Source organism: Bradyrhizobium sp. UFLA05-109 (genome assembly GCF_054185165.1).
This window is the reverse complement of sequence record NZ_JBBIAR010000071.1, coordinates 30,438-47,290: the sequence shown is the minus strand read 5'-3', so window position 1 is coordinate 47,290 and position 16,853 is coordinate 30,438. Positions and strand designations below refer to the sequence as shown.

Genomic DNA, 16,853 nt, shown 5'->3' with positions numbered 1-16,853 from the left:
CTCCCTGAGACACTCTGTACTCGATGGTTATGCGATGCCGGCAGCACTCAAAGAGAGCATTGGTCCCGCGTTTGGGCAGATTGAGACCCGGCTTTGGCTGCAACTGCTGTCTCTGCACAGCGAACTCTTTGCGTCCCTGAATTCCATGCTGAACTCGGAGTTCGGCTTATCGCTGGCGAAGTTCGACGTGCTCGCCCAGCTCGATCGCTACCGGGACGGAATGGCGCTCGGACAGTTGTCGCAGAACTTGAAAGTGTCCGGCGGCAACGTCTCGGGGCTGGTGCAGCGTCTTCTGGCTGACGATCTCATCAGCAAGGAAATGTCGGGCGAGGACCGCCGGTCGTTCATCGTGCGCGTGACGCCGAAGGGCGAAGCGCTGTTCAGGAAGGCGGCTGCTTTACACAAGAAGCATCTCAGCGAACGGCTCGAGAGTATTCCCGCCCAGGAGCTGGAAACCGCGCTTTCGGTGCTGCGGTCCCTCTCCTCGAAACTTCGCACCGAGAGCAAGAAGCAGAGTCGCAGGAAATAATGGCCAAAGAATCCAGGAGCAGATGGAGATCCGGTCCACCGCGGACACGGGACCAGCTGCAAAGCTATGTTCCCTATCTTTTCAACCGGCTCGCCAATCGCTGGAACCTCGATCAGAACCGCGACCTGAGCGAGCACAACATCAACAACGTCGTATTCCGGACGCTGTCGGTCCTGTTCATCTACAAGACCCTGACCGTGAACGAGATCGCCGTTCTCGCCGTCACCGAGCAGTCGACCGCGAGCCGCATGGTCGAGTCGATGGTGTCAGCTGGCCTCGTCAAGCGCGAGATCGCCGAGGAGGACCAGCGTCGCCGCGTCGTTGGCTTGACACCTGATGGCGAGGCCCTCCTGCGAAAGATCTGGCCTATCATGGAGAAGAACTATGACCGGCTGACCGTGGGCATCGATCCCGACGATATCGAGGTCTGCGCCCGCGTGCTGGCCAAGATGGTCGAGAACATCCGCCAGAACCAGATCTGACCCCGTTTGTTTGAGCATGATCTTTTCGGAAAACCGCTTCACACTTTTCCGGATCATGCTCTGCGATCAGGGACTGAGACCAACGAGGCTGGTGCCACCACAGACATAGAGCACCTGCCCGGTCACGAAGTCCGAATGCTCGTCGAGGAAGAAACTGATCGCGTGCGCCACGTCCTCGCGTGAGCCGAGCCGCCCGACCGGAACGTTGCGCGCCATCCGCTCCTGCTGCTCGGAACCCTTCGGGATCACGCCCCAGAAATTGTCGGTCAGTATCGGACCCGGCGCGACCACGTTCACCGTGATCCCGCTCGACGCCAGCTCCAGCGCCCACGTCCGCGCCATGCCATGCACGCCGGCCTTGGTGGCGGAATAGGCCGAGCGCGTGGCCGCACCCATGGCGGCGCGCGAGCTCACGAAAACTATCCGCCCGAAGCGACGCGCGCGCATTCCCTCCATCGCCGCCTGGGTCAGCAGCATCGGTGCCCCCAGATGCAACTGCGCCAGCGTCAAGATGTCTTCCGGCTTCGCGTCGGGCAGCAGGTTCGGCAGGATGATGCCCGCATTGTGCACGAGACAATCGACGGCATGATCCCGGCAGACCTCCTGCGCAATTGCCCGCGTCTCCGCGATGCTGGTCAGGTCGGCGCGATAGGCCGTGAGCAAATCGTGGGTCCAGTCCGGCTTCTCCAGCCCGACCGAGACGACCCGCTGTCCTTTGTCGACGAGCTTCTTCGCCAGCGCTTCGCCGATCCCCGAATTGCCTCCGGTGATGAGTGTGGTGCGGGCCTGGCTCATGATCGGCTCCCTGCAGACGACATGTGTCACACCTGCCGCCGCTTGAGGTCGCGGAGATCGAAGAACGCGCCATCGCGCATCAGCTTTGCGACGAAATCCTTCAGTCCGCCGCGCTGGATCTTCTCGGTCGCGGTCAGCGGGAGTTGATCGACGAAGCAGATCCAGCCCGGCGCCTTGTAATAAGCCATCTGGTCCAGGCTCCAGCGCACGATGTCTTCGGCGAGCGCGCGGTCGGCGCCAGACTCTTCAGTGATGATGACAGCCGCGACCTCGTCACCCCGCACCTGATCGGGCGTTGCGGCGACCGCGGCCTGCCGGATCGCGGGATGGCGGTTCAGAACGGATTCCACCTCGACCGCGGCAATGTTCTCGCCGGAGCGCCGGATCACGTTCTTCTTGCGATCGACGAAATGGAGGTCGCCATCCACATCGCGCGACACGATATCGCCGGTGTGGAGCCATCCGTCCTTCCAGGCCTCGGCGGTAGCTTCCGGATTCTTCAGGTACTCCCTGAAGAAGCCGTAGCGCGGGTCGACACCGGCGCGCCGCACCAGCAGCTCACCCGGCGTTCCCGCCGGCGTATCTTTGCCGCCCTCGTCCACGATCCGAACATCGACTTCGGGCGCCGGACGGCCGAAACAGCTCGTGCCAACCTTGCGCGGCTCGACATTGGCGGCAATCACGCCGCCGCTTCCGGTCTCGGTCATCGCCCAGGCCTCCAGCAGCGGAAAGCCGAAGCGCGCCTCGAACGGCGCGTGCAGCAGCTTGTCCACGCCAGCGCCGAAGCCGAACCGCACGGTGTGCGCGCGATCCTGCGCAGACGGCGGCGTGCTCATCAGCATGGAGGGCATGACGCCGAGATAATGCAGGCAGGTCGCCCGGCTGTCCCGCACCGAATTCCACCAGGTGCGCGGATGGAAGCGATCGAGCATGGTCAAGCTGCCACCGACCGACAGCATCGCCATCAGCGAGACCGCCATCGCGTTCATATGGAACAGCGGCAACGGCGTGATCATCCGCTCGCCATCGCTCCTGAGATCGATCAACCCGCCGACATCACGATACCAGTTTCCGGAATGCAGAAAATAGGTGTTGGTGAGCACGCAGCCCTTGGGCTGGCCGGTCGTTCCCGAGGTATAGAGCAACGCGCATTCGCTCGAGCCGTCACCCGCACTCGCCGGCCGCGCGCCACCGAACGGAGGCGGAATGTCGCCGCTGTCCGTCACCACCGGAATCGGCCGTCCGGCCTGGCGCGACGCCGTCTCGACCTCGTCGCGCCGTTCAGCGAGGACAAATGCCGCATTCATCTCGGAATGCGCGATGATGTATTCGAGCTCGTTGAGCCGCAAATCCGGGTTGATCGGCACCACGGAAACACCGAGCGCGTTCAGCGCGAACCACAGTTCGACGAAGACCGGCCTGTTCTGGAGCAGAAGCCCGACCCGATGGCCTTCGCCATAGCCGCGGCCCGCAAGCGCCGTGCGCCAGCGCTCCACCCGTTCGAGCATGGCACGATAGGAAATCTCGCCGGCCGCGATGCCGTAGATGTCGGCTGTCTCCGGCAGCACGTTGAGAAAGCCGGCCTCCCCCCGGCGGAGGGCGATCTCGCGGAAGCGGGCATGGACTGTGGACGCAGCGGCCAAGGGCATACTCACATGAAGAGCTGGATATTGCCGAACGGCGCGTCGAAATTGACGAGATCGACACGCTTGAGCTTGATTTTCAGGCTATCGCCGACCTGGACGAGGTCGTGCGACGCCCACCCCGAATAGCGTTCCAGCAAGTCGCCGCGCGTCTCGGTGTAGATGTAGGACGTGCGCGCCTTGAACACGCCGGCCGCGGCATCGCACGCAACGATCTGCGGCGCCTGGAGCAGATGGTGGCAGCGGCTCTTCGGCTTCTGGCTGAAAGTACGCTCACCAGCCAATCGCTCGACACGCACCTTCAACAGCAGCAGGTCCTCGTACATCAACGAGGGCTGTAGCACCGGGTCCTGCTGCTGCCATTCCAGCGGCATCCAGTAGCGCCCTTCGGGATGAAACAGGTCGAGCCACGGCTGCCATTGCATCGTGTCGAGAAGCTCCGCCTCGCGATAGATGAAGTCCGCGATGGTTTTCTCGTTGATCATTCCGCGGCCTCGAAGTGCTTGTCCATGTCCATGGTCATGAATTTGGCCCAAGCATGAAACTGGTTCCGCATCTGCCGCTCCGACGTGCCGTTGATGACCGCAGTGACGTCCTGCTCCTCATTGCTCTCGTAGAGCCGACGCAGATTGACCCATTGATTGCCGTTGGACTTCAGGCCTTCCTGCGCGCGCTCGTACATTTCGAGATCGTCATGCCCGACGATCGAGGTCGGCGCGTTGATGAAGCGATTGTACATCAGCGCGCGCTCATAGAGTTTGTCGGGCGCGCCGACCAGACGATAGACCCAGCTCTCCACCAGCGTCTTGTCCACCGCAATCGGGATGAAATTGCGAAGAATCTGCACCGCACCCTTGACCATGATGTTCGGGAAATAGACCGTGTTGTGCCGGACCTCTCCCAGGATCTCGTGGGTCCGCTGCTCGCCGTAGGCTGCGACCATCCGGCCTAGATAGCCGTCGATGTCCGAATAGTTGGAATGGATGGAATTGGCGACGCCGGTGTGACCATGGCCGTTCGGCCAGATCCGGATGCCGCTCTGCTCATAGAACTCGTACGGGCTCATGAAGGGCCCGTAGAGCTGCACGGCCATCGGCGTCTCCGTGGAGTCGCCCTGCTCGCGCTTCCAGACCTTGACGGCGGTGCCGGCCGAGCTCTCATGCGCCACCATCGGATGGCAGGTGTCGGTCTGATTCTCGACCAGCATCTTCCAATTGCAGGTGTGCATGTAGCGGATCGGTGCGGCCTCGACGGCGAGCTTCCCCTCCGGCGAACGGTCGACCATGTTGTCGATCGTCGACAGGCTTTCGCCAAAATAGTCCTCGAAGGAGACGCCGCTGTCGCTCAGTCGCGCGAAGATGAAATCGCGATAGATGACGACGTTCTTGACCTTCGATAGCCCCTCGTTCGCCTGGGTGTCCGTGAAGCCGGTTCCCTCGTAGCCCTTCTTCAGGGGGATCGCGAGCAGCGAGCCGTCGGTCTTGAACGACCAGGCATGATAGGGACAGCGGAAGAACTTGCCGGTGTTGCCGCACGGCTCGGAGGCGATCTTGACGCCCTTGTGCGGACAACGATTGTAGAACACGTGGATGGAGCTGTCGCTATGACGGCTCGCCATGACCGGTTGCCGGCCGATATTGGCGGTGATGAAATCGCCGGGTTTCGACAGCTGGCTGGCATGCCCGACATAGATCCAGCTATTCGGGAACAGATGCTCCATCTCGAGCTCGAAGATTTCAGGGTCGACGTAGACGTCGCGATGCACCTCGGCGTCACGCACCAGCCGCTCGATCGCGCGGGCGTTCTTTCCATATTTCGCCATGGCGTCCCTTGCTCCCCGTTAGAGATCCAACACGAGCCGTTCCGATTTCGCACGCGACACGCAGATCTGCATGACCTTGTTGGATGCCTTTTCGTCGTCGCTGAGAATGACGTCGCGATGATCGGGCACGCCTGCGATCACGTCACACTGGCAGATGCCGCAATCGCCCCGCTGGCAGTCGTAGAGGACGTCGCGCCCTGCGGCCACCAGCGCATCGATGATGCTTTGATCTGCGGCAACACTAATGACCTGCCCCGTCGATTTGAGCTCGACCTCGAACGGCTTGTTGGGAGAGCCGGGCCGCTCCGCCTTGAACAGCTCGAAATGGATGCGATCTGCCGGGATGCCCCTGGAGAGCGCGCCCGCCTTCACCGCGTCGATCATGCCGGCAGGGCCGCAGACGTAGACGTGAGTATCTACTGGCGCATCGCCGAGCGCCGCCGCAATATCCAGGCGGGACTCGTCGCTGTCGTAATGAACGGACAAGCCCTTGGGGCAGATGGCCTGCAACTGCGGCAGGAAGGCCAGCCGCCCCGGCGTTCGTCCGGCATAATGCAGGCGGTATGGGATTCCCCGCGCGTTCAGCTCCGCAGCCATGGACAGGATCGGCGTGACGCCGATGCCGCCGGCGAACAGCAGCACCGGCGCGGCTCCTTCTTGCAGAGGGAAATTGTTGACCGGCGCGGTCGCTCTCACAATGTCGCCGGTCTTCAGCGCATGCATGAACTGCGAGCCGCCGGTTGACACCTCCTCGCGCAGCACCCCCAGCGCAACAGTGCCTTGGGGCAGGCCCGGCAAAGCCATCAGGGAATACGGCCGGTCGCCCCCGTTCGGGAGCGACACGCGGATGTGCGCACCCGCTTGCCATCGCGGCACGGCTCCGCCCTCCACGCCGAACACAAGGCTCCGAATGAACGGCGTCTCCGCAACAACCGACTGCACCTTGAGCTTGAGCGGATGCGTGTCCATTCAGGCATCTCACAATATATGAATTTGCATATTTTTATACATGTAATAACTGGCTGTCAATCGTCGTTGCGGCGAGACTGGAATTGCAACAAGGCGCCGGCTTGGGCTACGGCAAGCAACGCGCCCATTCCGTTCAGCGGGCAACGCGCCTTCGGTGACTACCTTGCGAAAACCGCAAGATGCACGCGGCGCCTCAGTGCGTTCGCTCTCAGTTGGACCGAGCTCCCATCAAACCGTCGAAGCAGCGGATCGCGTGCGAACGAGTGCTCGGCTTTGCCGACAGTAGATTTCTCTTGATTTTGCGGTGCACACGTCGCGCACGCGCCGCCTTCTAACCAATTGAAAAATCTGGTCGCTCGCTCCAATCCATCATGGGCCAATTTGATCCAGTTCAAGGCAAGTAGGACCGATTCTAGCGAGAAGCATTTCCTGACATTGGTCGAGAACGATTTTGATAACGATTACTGGGTGCGCCGCTGAGGTGAAGTTGCCGTTCATGACGGCCCTCTGACTCCGGCCCGCCTCGAGACGTAGGCGTCAGATCGCGTCGTCGACGATCAAATGGGGCTTGCCTTGTGAGCAGGATTCGACACGTGCCCTAATGCGAAAGGTTGCGGCAAGGTTTTCCGGCGTCAAGACGTCGGCCGCCGTGCCGAAATCGTGCAACGTTCCATCAGAGAGGATAGCGACCTTGTCGGCGAATTTGAGTGCCAGGTCGAGATGATGCAGCGCGATTAGCACGAGCATACCGCCTTCATGCGCAAGGCTGCGCACCTGCCGCAGCGCTCCCAGCTGACGGTGCATGTCGAGTGCGCTCGTCGGCTCGTCCAAGAGCAACACCTGCGGTTCGCGCACGAGACATTGGGCAAGCCCGACGAGCTGGCGCTGTCCACCGCTCAGCTCGGAAAGGATTTCACTGGCAAGATCGCCGATATCGAGTGCAGCCAGCGCCCGGTCTACCGCCACCAGATCAGACCTCTCAAGACGCCAGCCGCTGACCTGCTTTCGCGCAAGAAGGACGGACTCGAATACAGTCAGAACTGCGCTTGCCGATTGATCCTGGGGCATGTAGGCGATCGCGCGATCCGCATCGCGCACACCTTCCAACCGGCACTCGCCGGGCCCTGGAAGAATGGCTGCCAGGCGCCGGAACAGCGTCGACTTGCCCGCAGCATTCGGTCCAATGACGGCCACCACTTCGCCGCCATGACACGGCGGGAGCGTCACATCGCGCAGGACCTGGCGCGAACCGAAGCGAGCGCCGAGGCGATGCGTGCTCAGCACTACCATATGTCTCTTCCGCTTTTCAGGATCAGACAGAGGAAAACCGGCAAACCGATCGCTGAGGTGACGATGCCGATCGGCAGGACTGCGCCGGGTACCGCGATCTTGGCCAGGATTGAGCTGACCGACATGATCAGCGCACCAGTCAGCGCGCTCGCGGGCAGCAGGAAGCGTTGGTCCTCGCCGACCATCATGCGGGCGATGTGCGGACCGACCAGACCGATAAAGCCGATCGTGCCGACAAACGCGACGGGGATCGCCGACAGAAGGGAAACAAGGATCAGGGTTTCAAGCCGCAGGCGCCGCACAGGAATGCCGAAGCTCGCCGCACGCGCCTCGCCAAGACGCAACGCCGTCAATTGCCACCGGCGGCGCAGAAAGACCGGCAAGGTCAGACACACGACGAGCGCGGTGATGGCAAGCTTGGGCCATGTCGCCTTGGTGAGACTGCCCATGGTCCAGAAGATGATGGCCCCGACCGCCTGCTCGGCCGCGAAATATTGGGTGATCGCGAGCGCCGTGTTGAAACTGAAAACCAGCGCTATGCCCAACAGCACGATCATCTGGATCGAGGCCCCGCGCCGAAGGCTTGCCAGATGGATCAGGAAAGCGGTTGCCATCGCCACGACGAATGCATTGGCCGCGACGATGTAGTCGCCTGCCATGGGAACCAGCGCGACACCGAACGCGAGCGCCAGGGCCGCGCCGAAGCTGGCACCGGCAGAAATGCCCAGCGTGAACGGGCTCGCCAGCGGATTGTTCAGGATGGTCTGCATCTGAGCGCCGCCGATGGCAAGCGCCACACCGACTACGACGCCCATGAGGGCCGATGGCATGCGGATCGACCAAACAATGACGCGCGTCTGCGCATCCACCTCCGCCGACAGAACGAGGGCACGCACAACCTCTCCAAGCCCATAGCTTGCAGGTCCCGTCGAGAGGTCGCCGACCAATGCGATGCATACCCCGACCACCAGCATGAGGAGAACGATCCACCGCCTGGCGCTGAGCGCCCGATAGGCGTCGCGCCCGGCTAAAGACAGGGCTTCGGTGTGGACATCTGTCATCACTGGCTGTCCGAAAGGCTGACGCTATAGCCGGGGCGGAAGCCTATGGGCAGGAAGCGGCGATGGTATTCAGCAAAGGTTGCATTGGGGTCCAGATCCGCAAACAGGTCGGGGTGAAACCACTTCGCCAATTGTTGGACGGCGACAAATTCATATGGGCTGTTGTAGAACTGGTGCCAAATGCCGTGAAAATTCCGTGTCTTCTTAGCCGCGATACCGGTATAGGCGTCGCGAGTAGCGAACCATTCGAGCTTCTTGCGCGTCACCCGAGAATCTGCCCCGGGTCCGAGCGGAATCCAATGGCCGCCCGGCACATAGGCTTTCCAGTCGGCGCTGGTCACCACCACATGTTCGGGATCTGCGACGATGACCTGCTCGGGACTGATCTGCCCGAAGGTCGAAGGAATGATGTCGCTGCCGATATTATGGCCGCCTGCGAGTTCGACATATTTGCCGAAATTCTCGGCACCGAAAGACAGGCAGCAATCCTGCGAGTAGCCACCGATCCGTTCGACGAACACATTGGGGCGTTTCGGTTGCTTGGCGGCGAGGACATTGGCAACCGCGGCCATGGCTTGGTGGCGGAATGCGATGATCTCCTCCGCGCGCGCCTCGCGCCGCATGATCCTGCCGAGGAGCCGAATGGTCGGCTCGGTGTTTTCCAGGGGGCGGTGGCGAAAATCGATATAGAGAACCGGTATGTTCAGTGCCGCGAGCTTCTCGATGTAGTTGGCGTCCTTGTTGGCCTCCATGGCTTCAAGGTTGAGCAGCACGACATCAGGCTTTTGGATGATCGCCGATTCGATGTCGATCAGGCTGTCCTCCTGCCCTTTGAAGGAAGGGAGCTTCGATAGCTCGGGAAACACTTCGAGATACTGCGCGTAAGTGGCCGGATCTGCCGCAATCAGATCGCTGCGCCAGGCAACCAGATGGGCCAAGGGATTTTTGGGCTCCAGCGAGGCGACGAGATAGAGCTGCCGGCCCTCGCCCAGAAGCATGCGCTTGACGGGCGCGTTGAGCGTCACCCGTCGGCCCGCGATATCAGTCAGGGTAAGCGCCGCCTGTGTCTGCGCCGGATCAGGCTCGGCTGCAAATGCCACCGTTGGAAGCAAAGCGAGCAGGACAAGAGCCCTCACCACGGAATGCACCAGCGATCGGTAATCTGTCATGGTCAGCTTCCTTTGGGGCGCGCAGTCTTGAGCCAGATGCCGAGCGCCGACACGAATGACAAGGCGTAGAGCGTGGCGACGAGCGGAAACGCAGCTTCAAGACCAAAGAGCTGCGTGATGCCGACGCCGGCAACGATGCCGCTCGCGGAAGCGATCTGCTGGGAAGCTTGCGCAAGGCCCAGAACCGAACCTTGCCGATCATTCGACACGGCTCCCGAAATGAGCGCGAGAAGCGTCGGAGTCGTTCCCCCAAGAAGCGCGCCCCAGATGAAATACAGGAGTGCGAATACGGCAACGGAGCCCGTGCTGCCCGCCAGATGCGTCACCAAAACGCACGCGGCCGAAATGAGCACGTTTCCGCCCAGTACGTAGGAAGGCGCGCGATTCTCGAAGAGTCGCGCCCATGAGGGTGCGGCCACGACAAAGCCGCACGCGAGCAGCCCGTAAGTGAAGCCGGCGACCCAGTGCCGGGCGCCAAATATTTGGGTCATGTACAGTGAAAAAGGAACCTGCAGGACCATGCGACTGGCGAGCAGCATCCCCATCAAGGCGAGAACAGCTGCGATCGGAACACCCGCCGACGCCGTATGTTTTGCGGTAGCTGCGCTTCCGCGATTGACGACAACGGCTCCCAGCGCCGGTACGGGCAGGCTCGACCAGGCAACGGCAGCACACAGCGCACAAATTATCCCGGCCGTCAGATTTACTGCGGCAAAAGGGAAGCGATCGAGAATTAGGCCGCCCAGGAAAGCGCCGGCCAGCGAGCCCACATTGGTGGCAACCTGAAGCCAGGCGAAGAGGCTTGCGCGATCCTTCCCGCCGGTAATCTGCACGCCATAGGCCTGCGCTGGGGCGATATATCCGGCGCAGGCTCCCTGCAAGAAACGCAGCGCCATGATAGCCCAGACATCCTGTGCAACGGCAACAAGGAGTTGCGTGACCGCCAGACCGCCAAGCGCGCGAACCATCATCAGCCGATTGCCGTAACGATCGCCGATTCGCCCCCAAAGGGCGCTGGTCAGTGACATGCCGATCATCGGACCAACGTAGACGCCAACACTTGCCAGTCCGAAGACGCTGTCGGAAGGGCTAAGCACCTTGATTTGGATCGGCCAGAACGGACCACTCATTTCCATGGCCCCCATGGAAACGAATTGCAGGCCGAACAGCAAAACAAAAACGGGTCCGAAGCCGCGCACCGCGGCGGAAGCATTAGTCATTCCGCTCCCGCCATTGGATTTGGCAGCTCGTGCTCAAGACGATAATCGCGATAGCGTTCCAGATGCATCCGTAGCACAGAGCGGCTCGGCCAGGGTCTCTCGAGAAAGGCCTTGCGTTCTTCCAGCCAGAACGCATCCGACAACATGCGCGGCCTGAGCGTATCGAAAGCTGCCTCGGTTTCTTCCCGCAAGATGCGCCAAAGGTTTGTGTTTGGAAGTGCATAATGTTCGTCGAGGCACAATGCGACTTCATGAAGATGGCAGACGAAGCAGGCATCGATGACGAATGAGCGCACGAGGCTGATATCGTCATCAAATGTGGTCGGTAAGATCCCCTTGCGCGTGAAGGGCTTGAGCTGATGCCCTCGCTCCCTAAGCAGGGGCGCAAAGCTGCGGCCATCGCCGAAATCGCGGATCAACAGCTTTCGCGGACGGCCGGCTTCATCGAACAGAATCGTGCTGTTTTGCTGATGCGCCTCGAAGGCTATTCCATAAAGCAGATACATGGCGAGCGTCGGCCGGAGGACCGTCGTTACATAGGCGCGGAAGAACGCAAATATCGCTGCTTCGCTCTCATCGCCGCCTCTCGCAATCAATTCGCAAATGAGCGGGCGGCCGTTGATCGGGCTTGCCGTCAAGAGTGACGCGACGGTGACCGGCAGCAGTCCGTCTTTGCGGGCGAGAGCGTCAGAGTTACGGTAGACAACCGAAAGAAAGCGCCCCGGATGCTCGTCGCCCGTTACGGGGTGGTGCAGGATCGCCCCTAGCTCTTCGGTGAAGATCTCCAACCTGTCGGAAATATCCGGCTCTTTCGACAGAATATCGGAAATCAGGGTGCTGAGACGCGGCCCCATGTGGATCGACTTGGCCTGCAGGGTGCGCTGCTCGCTGGTCATCCAGAGCGCCACCGGCAGCTTGATGAAGGGCCTCGGCTCCTGCGTGTTCGGCAGCATTGTGCGGAACGACATCGACGGCAGTGTCACGACCTCCGGGCCATCCGGGTCGAAAACTCCGGAAGCTATTTCAGATGCGAATTCACGGAGCACGAAATTTTCAAGGTGCCAGATATGGACAGGTAGAGGCAGCCAGTCCTCGGGAGACTTTCCGCGTTTATTCAATCCTTCGGCCCAGTCGCGCCAGAACTCGGGAAAATTTTGTGCGAACCATTCCGAATAGCTGCCAACATGCGGCATCTTCTCCACATAGGACCATTCTCTGCGCAGCGCTGCGACTCGGACGCGCACACGGGCACCGAACTCAGGCGACAAGGCGGTGACGTCCTCGGGCGACAGGTCGGGTTTGGCCTTCCACGTCGGATAGAAGGGGTGACCTTCCAACGCGCCCCATTGATCGAGAGTCATGGCCGCCAGATGCGGCGGCAGGCTCTTTTCCAGATATGCGAGGAATCCTGGCGCGCCTACTGCGGCTACCTTCCCTCGCAGCTCGGCGCTCCATTCCTCCCGGTGACGGCGCGCCAGGACATCGTTGCGCATGCTGTCCTCGACGTCGCGTATCAAACGCTGGACGCCGTCCGATGCAGGCGAGATCGCCAAGGCGGGGGCGACCTCCCGGATGAAGTCGGATGGATCATCGATCCGGTACCGGACACCGGCCTCGTCCAGCGCTTCGATAGAACCACGATTTTGCAACATTCCGGCGGGCGCACGACGCAGGTCAGCGAAATGCAGGACGCGGCGCGACTGCCAGAGGGGAAGCCATGCCTGGTTTCCGTCGCGCGACCACAATAACGCGTCTGGTACAAGAAGACGCTCGGCGAACAGGCAGCGGACCAGCCGTGCGAGCGCATTGCGCGATGCGGCCAACCAAAGCTGCGCGGCCTGCGCCTCAGCTTCGGCATCTGCGGAAGAAGACATCCTCTTGTTCATTACGCTTCCTCAGGCCAGTTGGCGGGCAAGCAAGCGGGCACGCCTTCGGTGAACCCACCGTGGTATTGCAGCGCCCAGTTGTAGGTTTTCGTGATCGCGGGAGTTGTCACATCAAGCCGCGCGGCCAATTCCACGAGCAGCGCCTGTCCGAAGGCTATGTCTTCGTGGAAAGCGCGGCTTGCGCGATCGATGACAAGGCCCGGCCCGTCCGGGTTAGGAACAAGTGGGGCGTGAATGCCGGCGTAAGCACGGTTGGTTCGCAGCAGCGTATACATGGTCCGCTTGTCCTGGATCTGGCTGCCATAAGCCTCGATCAATTCCTGGCGAAGCGGCTTCACCGAACTCAGATCAATGCCGAGGCGTAATTCGACCGCACGGCGGATTGCCTGGTTTTCCGCATCGCACGCCTCCAGCAATTCGGCGCCGGCGCGCGGGCAATCGCTCCACCAGCAAAGGGGGCGATCGAACGGCTTGTTTTCCCAAGGTGCGCCGGGACCGACCAAAGCATAGAGCACGGCGGGATGCATCAAGGCGTTGCCCGGCGTCAGCGTGATTTCCAGATAGTCCTGCAGCAGCGTGACGGGAGCTTCATAAAGGCGGCTCAGCATCGCCTGCAGTATGGCGCCGCTCGCTGCGACCTCGCGACGATGAAGCGCCGCGAAGAGCTGCGCCTTGGCCCCTCCCATCCGTACCCGCTCGCCTGGGACCAGGTCGAAAGCCGTATGGGGCACGTCCTTCAAGCCCCAGATCACCACATTGTCTGTGCCTGTTAGGGCTTTGGCTGCCAGCCAGTTGAAGCCGCAAAAGCCGGGAATCGCACCGACATAGACGCGCCTGTCCCGGGGGAGATGCCGCGCGAAGTCGTGGAGAAGCGCAGGCCGCGCCTGGGCCGGCTGCGTCACGATCACCATGTCTGCGTTGATGAGTGCCTCTCTCGGATCGGTGCCGACATAGTCGGGCCGCCCGGTCAAGACGTGGCCGTCGGGCGTTTGGGCCTGCCAAACACCGTCTCCGCTCGTCCACCGTTCGGCAACGGCAGCCGCTCCGGTCAGCACGGAAACGGTGATGCCTGCACGCTGCTTGAAGAGCACGGCGTTCAAATGCCCCGTGCGCCCTGCACCGCAGATCGTCACCTTCATGCTGCGCGCGCCCTACCCGGTAGCCACGCATCGAGCTGTGCGGCGATTGTCGGATCCAGCAAATCGCGCTTGGCCATCCATTCATCGTCGAAGACCGAGCCGAGATATTTCTCGCCCCCGTCCGCAACTGGCGTGACCACCGTGCCGGACAGCTTGCCGGCCGCAATGTATTCGAGCGCCTTGTATATGGTGCCCCCGGTCGAGCCTCCAACCAGAAGACCGTAGCGCCGTGCGATGAAACGTGCTGTTTCGAAGGCTTGGGTATCGGTAACCTGTACCCCTTCATCGATGCATCCATAGTCGAGCACCTTGCCGATTTCATCGCCGGCGGGCGTTCCCGTGCCCGACTGGTAGTAGGGATGGCCGGGTTTGCCGAAGACGATCGAGCCGGCCGGCTCCACGGCGATCGTGCGGACCGCTGGGTTAACCCGCTTCAGACGCTGGGCGATGCCGGTCATTGACCCGCCGGTGCCGACGCAGCCGACAAATGCGTCGACGCCATCTGGAAGCTGTGCCAGGAGTTCGTCGACGAAGCCAGCATAGCCTTCCGGATTTGCCGGATTGTCGGACTGGTTCATGAACAACGCGCCAGGAAGCTGGGCACCGAGTTGCGCGGCCAGTCGTTGGCGCTCCACCACCGCAACCTCGTCCTCCCGATAGTCGCCTTCGACATAACGAATTTCCGCGCCCAGCGCGCGCATCGTGCGGATCTTGTCCGGCGCGGCGTGATGATCGACAACGGCAATGAAGCGCAGGCCCAATTCCAAGGCGGCTATCGCCAGTCCAATCCCGGTATTTCCGGACGACGATTCAACGATCGTGCCGCCCGGCACGAGCCGCCCGTCCTCGAGTGCCGCAAGCACCATGCTGTGCGCCATGCGGTCTTTCATAGAGCCGCCCGGGTTGTTCTTTTCAAGCTTCAGCACGAGCGTGGTGCCACTGTTGGGTACGGCAATCGGCATCACCGGAGTTTGGCCGATCAACTGGCTTACTGTCGTGCAAAGCATTGTGCCTCTCCTATTGTGTCGGGAACGAGCGCTAGCTGCCCTTTTGCGTCCTGAACCACGCAAAGACGGCTCGGCATCGGGTGGCGATGGAATTGGTTCTCAAGGAGGTCCATCTGGTAGCCGCTGGTATTGGCATAAACCAGAAGATCTCCCGCCCGCGGAGCGATGGGAAAGGTGAGCCATCGATTGCTAAGGACGTCTTCGTCCAGGCAACTATGGCCCGCCAGATAGGCCCGGATAGGTTTCGTAGCGGCCGGCGGCGATGTGGCCGGAATCAGGATGGGATCGACGAGGAATTCGGAGCCAAACCAGGTTTCGCAAGCGCTGAAGCTGCTGCCCTCCACGAAGATGACATGAGCATCAGCGCCAACCGCTTTCACGCGTAATACCCGGAAGACGGATATAGCGGCTTGATCGGCCAGTGCTCGACCGGGCTCCATCCCCAGCATCAGCCCTTCCTGGACAAGATAGTTCGCGATGCTGCGGCCATCGGCCATCGGCGCGTGCAGGAGGCTCCGTAGCCAGCCGGCAGCAGAAAGCGCTCCACCGTAAGGATAGAAGGAGCCCGGCACCTTCCCCGTGCGGTAGTCCTCGGGCATCTGCCTCGCAAGATGCGCTTGATAGGCATATCGATCGACATATTGGATCGGCAGCCCGCCCCCAATGTCGATCATGCGCGGCGCAAAGCCTTGCGCGCGGGATTCGTCGATCAGGCCAGCGGCTTCTCTAATGGCTTGCGCACGAGATTCCCAGCTATAGCCACTCAGGTGGAAGTGCAGCCCGTCAAAGCGCAACCTGCTATCACCAGCAATGCGCGACAGACATTGCTGGATGGCCGCCGCCGGCATGCCGAAGCGACTCTGCGTCTGGTTAGTAGGACGCAAGCGCAGCAGTACCGCCTGAGCCGGGCCCACTGCCGGAATGCAGCGGATCAGATCCTCGAGCTCTTCCGGTGAATCCACCGATATGAGAGCACTGCAGTCGATAAGCTCTTTGTGGAACAGAGCCGTCTTCGCCGGGCCGGTTGCCACAAGTTGTGTGCCATCGGCACCAAGCCGTCTGGCATCCCGCAACTCATAAAGGCTTGAGACGTCAATGCCCGCTCCTGCGCGCAAAGCTCCGGCCAACAGAGCGTGCGATTTGTTGACTTTCGCTCCGTAGTAGATCGCGTTCGCGACACCGCTCTCTCGCAAGACGTCTTTGAGTGCGGCGAGATTGGTCTGCAGCTCATCGGGCCAGATCAGATTGACCGGGGACCCATGTTGGATAACCCAATCGATCAGCAGCGGGCCGTTGCCCGCCAGCAGCTCTGCCGTGCCTGGCCGCAGAATCGGCAAGAGACCCACACCGGGCTTATGGCCATGCAAGGTCACGCCCCCGCCCTTTCGGCATGGGCGACAGTGCGTTCCGTCGGAGCCAGGTGGCGCAAGCTCTCCAACGACAGGTTGCAGCTGGGAAGGCTCTGATCAAAAATATGTCGCGTCGTCTTGCAGGGAAACTTTCGACCACTGCGCGCCATCGCGAGGATGCTCGCAGGCGTGATCGTCAGCCCCGGCCGCCAGCTCTCGACCCGCACCGCGCCGTAACCCAAGAGAACCACCGGCACGAACGGCAGTTGCAGACGGTGCGCGACGGTCAGCCGGTGATGACCGTCCATCACACAGAGGACATCCTTCTCTGCCGTAATCGGAACCGTCCAGCAACCTGCGCTGAGGATCTGCGCCTGCAGCTCCGCTACCCTGTCCGGATCGACCTCTTCGGTGGGGATCAAGCATGTTGGCGAAAGGAGGCAAACTTGCATATCGACCAGCCTGATCCTTGTCAGCAGCATCCGTTCATGA

Annotated in this window: 16 protein-coding genes; 2 read left to right on the top strand and 14 right to left on the bottom strand. The window is 61.6% G+C overall.

Annotation, left to right across the window (positions count from 1 at the left end):
* Both Q3C01_RS36440 and Q3C01_RS36435 read left to right on the top strand, forming a co-directional pair.
* Positions 1–529: MarR family winged helix-turn-helix transcriptional regulator (locus tag Q3C01_RS36440; protein ID WP_458150105.1), on the top strand; the 529-nt coding region annotated here is incomplete at its 5' end.
* Entirely contained in the window at positions 529–1,011 is a 483-nt protein-coding gene (locus Q3C01_RS36435) for a MarR family winged helix-turn-helix transcriptional regulator (protein WP_458150104.1), read from the top strand. The genes Q3C01_RS36440 and Q3C01_RS36435, both read left to right, overlap by 1 nt.
* Before the next feature lie 66 nt (positions 1,012–1,077).
* On the opposite strand, the gene Q3C01_RS36430 is transcribed toward Q3C01_RS36435, so the two are convergent.
* The 14 genes from Q3C01_RS36430 to Q3C01_RS36365 form a co-directional block, all read right to left on the bottom strand.
* Positions 1,078–1,806 (bottom strand): SDR family NAD(P)-dependent oxidoreductase, encoded by a 729-nt coding sequence (locus Q3C01_RS36430; protein ID WP_458150103.1) that lies wholly within the window; start codon positions 1,804–1,806, stop codon positions 1,078–1,080.
* A 26-nt stretch (positions 1,807–1,832) separates the two neighbouring features.
* Positions 1,833–3,455, bottom strand: a complete 1,623-nt coding sequence (locus Q3C01_RS36425) for an ATP-dependent acyl-CoA ligase (protein ID WP_458150110.1) — start codon at positions 3,453–3,455, stop codon at positions 1,833–1,835.
* Positions 3,456–3,457: 2 nt separating this feature from the next.
* Positions 3,458–3,934, bottom strand: coding sequence for an aromatic-ring-hydroxylating dioxygenase subunit beta (locus Q3C01_RS36420; RefSeq protein ID WP_458150102.1), 477 nt, complete (start codon positions 3,932–3,934; stop codon positions 3,458–3,460).
* Positions 3,931–5,271 carry an aromatic ring-hydroxylating dioxygenase subunit alpha gene (locus Q3C01_RS36415; protein WP_458150101.1) on the bottom strand — a complete coding sequence of 447 codons (1,341 nt, stop codon included), beginning with the start codon at positions 5,269–5,271 and terminating at the stop codon, positions 3,931–3,933. Before Q3C01_RS36415 ends, Q3C01_RS36420 begins: the two co-directional genes overlap by 4 nt.
* 18 nt (positions 5,272–5,289) lie before the next feature.
* On the bottom strand, positions 5,290–6,240 hold the full coding sequence (locus Q3C01_RS36410) for a PDR/VanB family oxidoreductase (protein ID WP_458150100.1): 951 nt from the start codon (positions 6,238–6,240) through the stop codon (positions 5,290–5,292).
* A gap of 537 nt (positions 6,241–6,777) precedes the next feature.
* Entirely contained in the window at positions 6,778–7,530 is a 753-nt protein-coding gene (locus Q3C01_RS36405) for an ABC transporter ATP-binding protein (protein ID WP_458150099.1), read from the bottom strand.
* Positions 7,524–8,591, bottom strand: a complete 1,068-nt coding sequence (locus tag Q3C01_RS36400; RefSeq protein WP_458150098.1) for a FecCD family ABC transporter permease — start codon at positions 8,589–8,591, stop codon at positions 7,524–7,526. Before Q3C01_RS36400 ends, Q3C01_RS36405 begins: the two co-directional genes overlap by 7 nt.
* A complete protein-coding gene (locus Q3C01_RS36395; RefSeq protein WP_458150097.1) occupies positions 8,591–9,760 on the bottom strand; it encodes an ABC transporter substrate-binding protein in 1,170 nt (389 codons plus the stop codon). Before Q3C01_RS36395 ends, Q3C01_RS36400 begins: the two co-directional genes overlap by 1 nt.
* A 2-nt stretch (positions 9,761–9,762) precedes the next feature.
* Positions 9,763–10,980 (bottom strand): MFS transporter, encoded by a 1,218-nt coding sequence (locus tag Q3C01_RS36390; RefSeq protein WP_458150096.1) that lies wholly within the window; start codon positions 10,978–10,980, stop codon positions 9,763–9,765.
* Positions 10,977–12,866, bottom strand: a complete 1,890-nt coding sequence (locus Q3C01_RS36385) for an IucA/IucC family protein (RefSeq protein ID WP_458150095.1) — start codon at positions 12,864–12,866, stop codon at positions 10,977–10,979. The genes Q3C01_RS36390 and Q3C01_RS36385 overlap by 4 nt, the downstream gene beginning before the upstream one ends.
* A complete protein-coding gene (locus Q3C01_RS36380) occupies positions 12,866–14,005 on the bottom strand; it encodes an NAD/NADP octopine/nopaline dehydrogenase family protein (RefSeq protein ID WP_458150093.1) in 1,140 nt (379 codons plus the stop codon). The genes Q3C01_RS36385 and Q3C01_RS36380 overlap by 1 nt, the downstream gene beginning before the upstream one ends.
* A complete protein-coding gene (locus Q3C01_RS36375) occupies positions 14,002–15,012 on the bottom strand; it encodes a PLP-dependent cysteine synthase family protein (RefSeq protein ID WP_458150092.1) in 1,011 nt (336 codons plus the stop codon). The genes Q3C01_RS36380 and Q3C01_RS36375 overlap by 4 nt, the downstream gene beginning before the upstream one ends.
* Positions 14,994–16,385: a Y4yA family PLP-dependent enzyme gene (locus Q3C01_RS36370; RefSeq protein WP_458150091.1), complete on the bottom strand. Its 1,392-nt coding sequence runs from the start codon at positions 16,383–16,385 to the stop codon at positions 14,994–14,996. The genes Q3C01_RS36375 and Q3C01_RS36370 overlap by 19 nt, the downstream gene beginning before the upstream one ends.
* The gene (locus Q3C01_RS36365) at positions 16,382–16,813 is read right to left on the bottom strand and encodes a ParB N-terminal domain-containing protein (RefSeq protein WP_458150109.1); all 432 of its coding nucleotides are present in this window, start codon (positions 16,811–16,813) and stop codon (positions 16,382–16,384) included. The genes Q3C01_RS36370 and Q3C01_RS36365 overlap by 4 nt, the downstream gene beginning before the upstream one ends.
* Positions 16,814–16,853 lie beyond the last annotated feature (40 nt).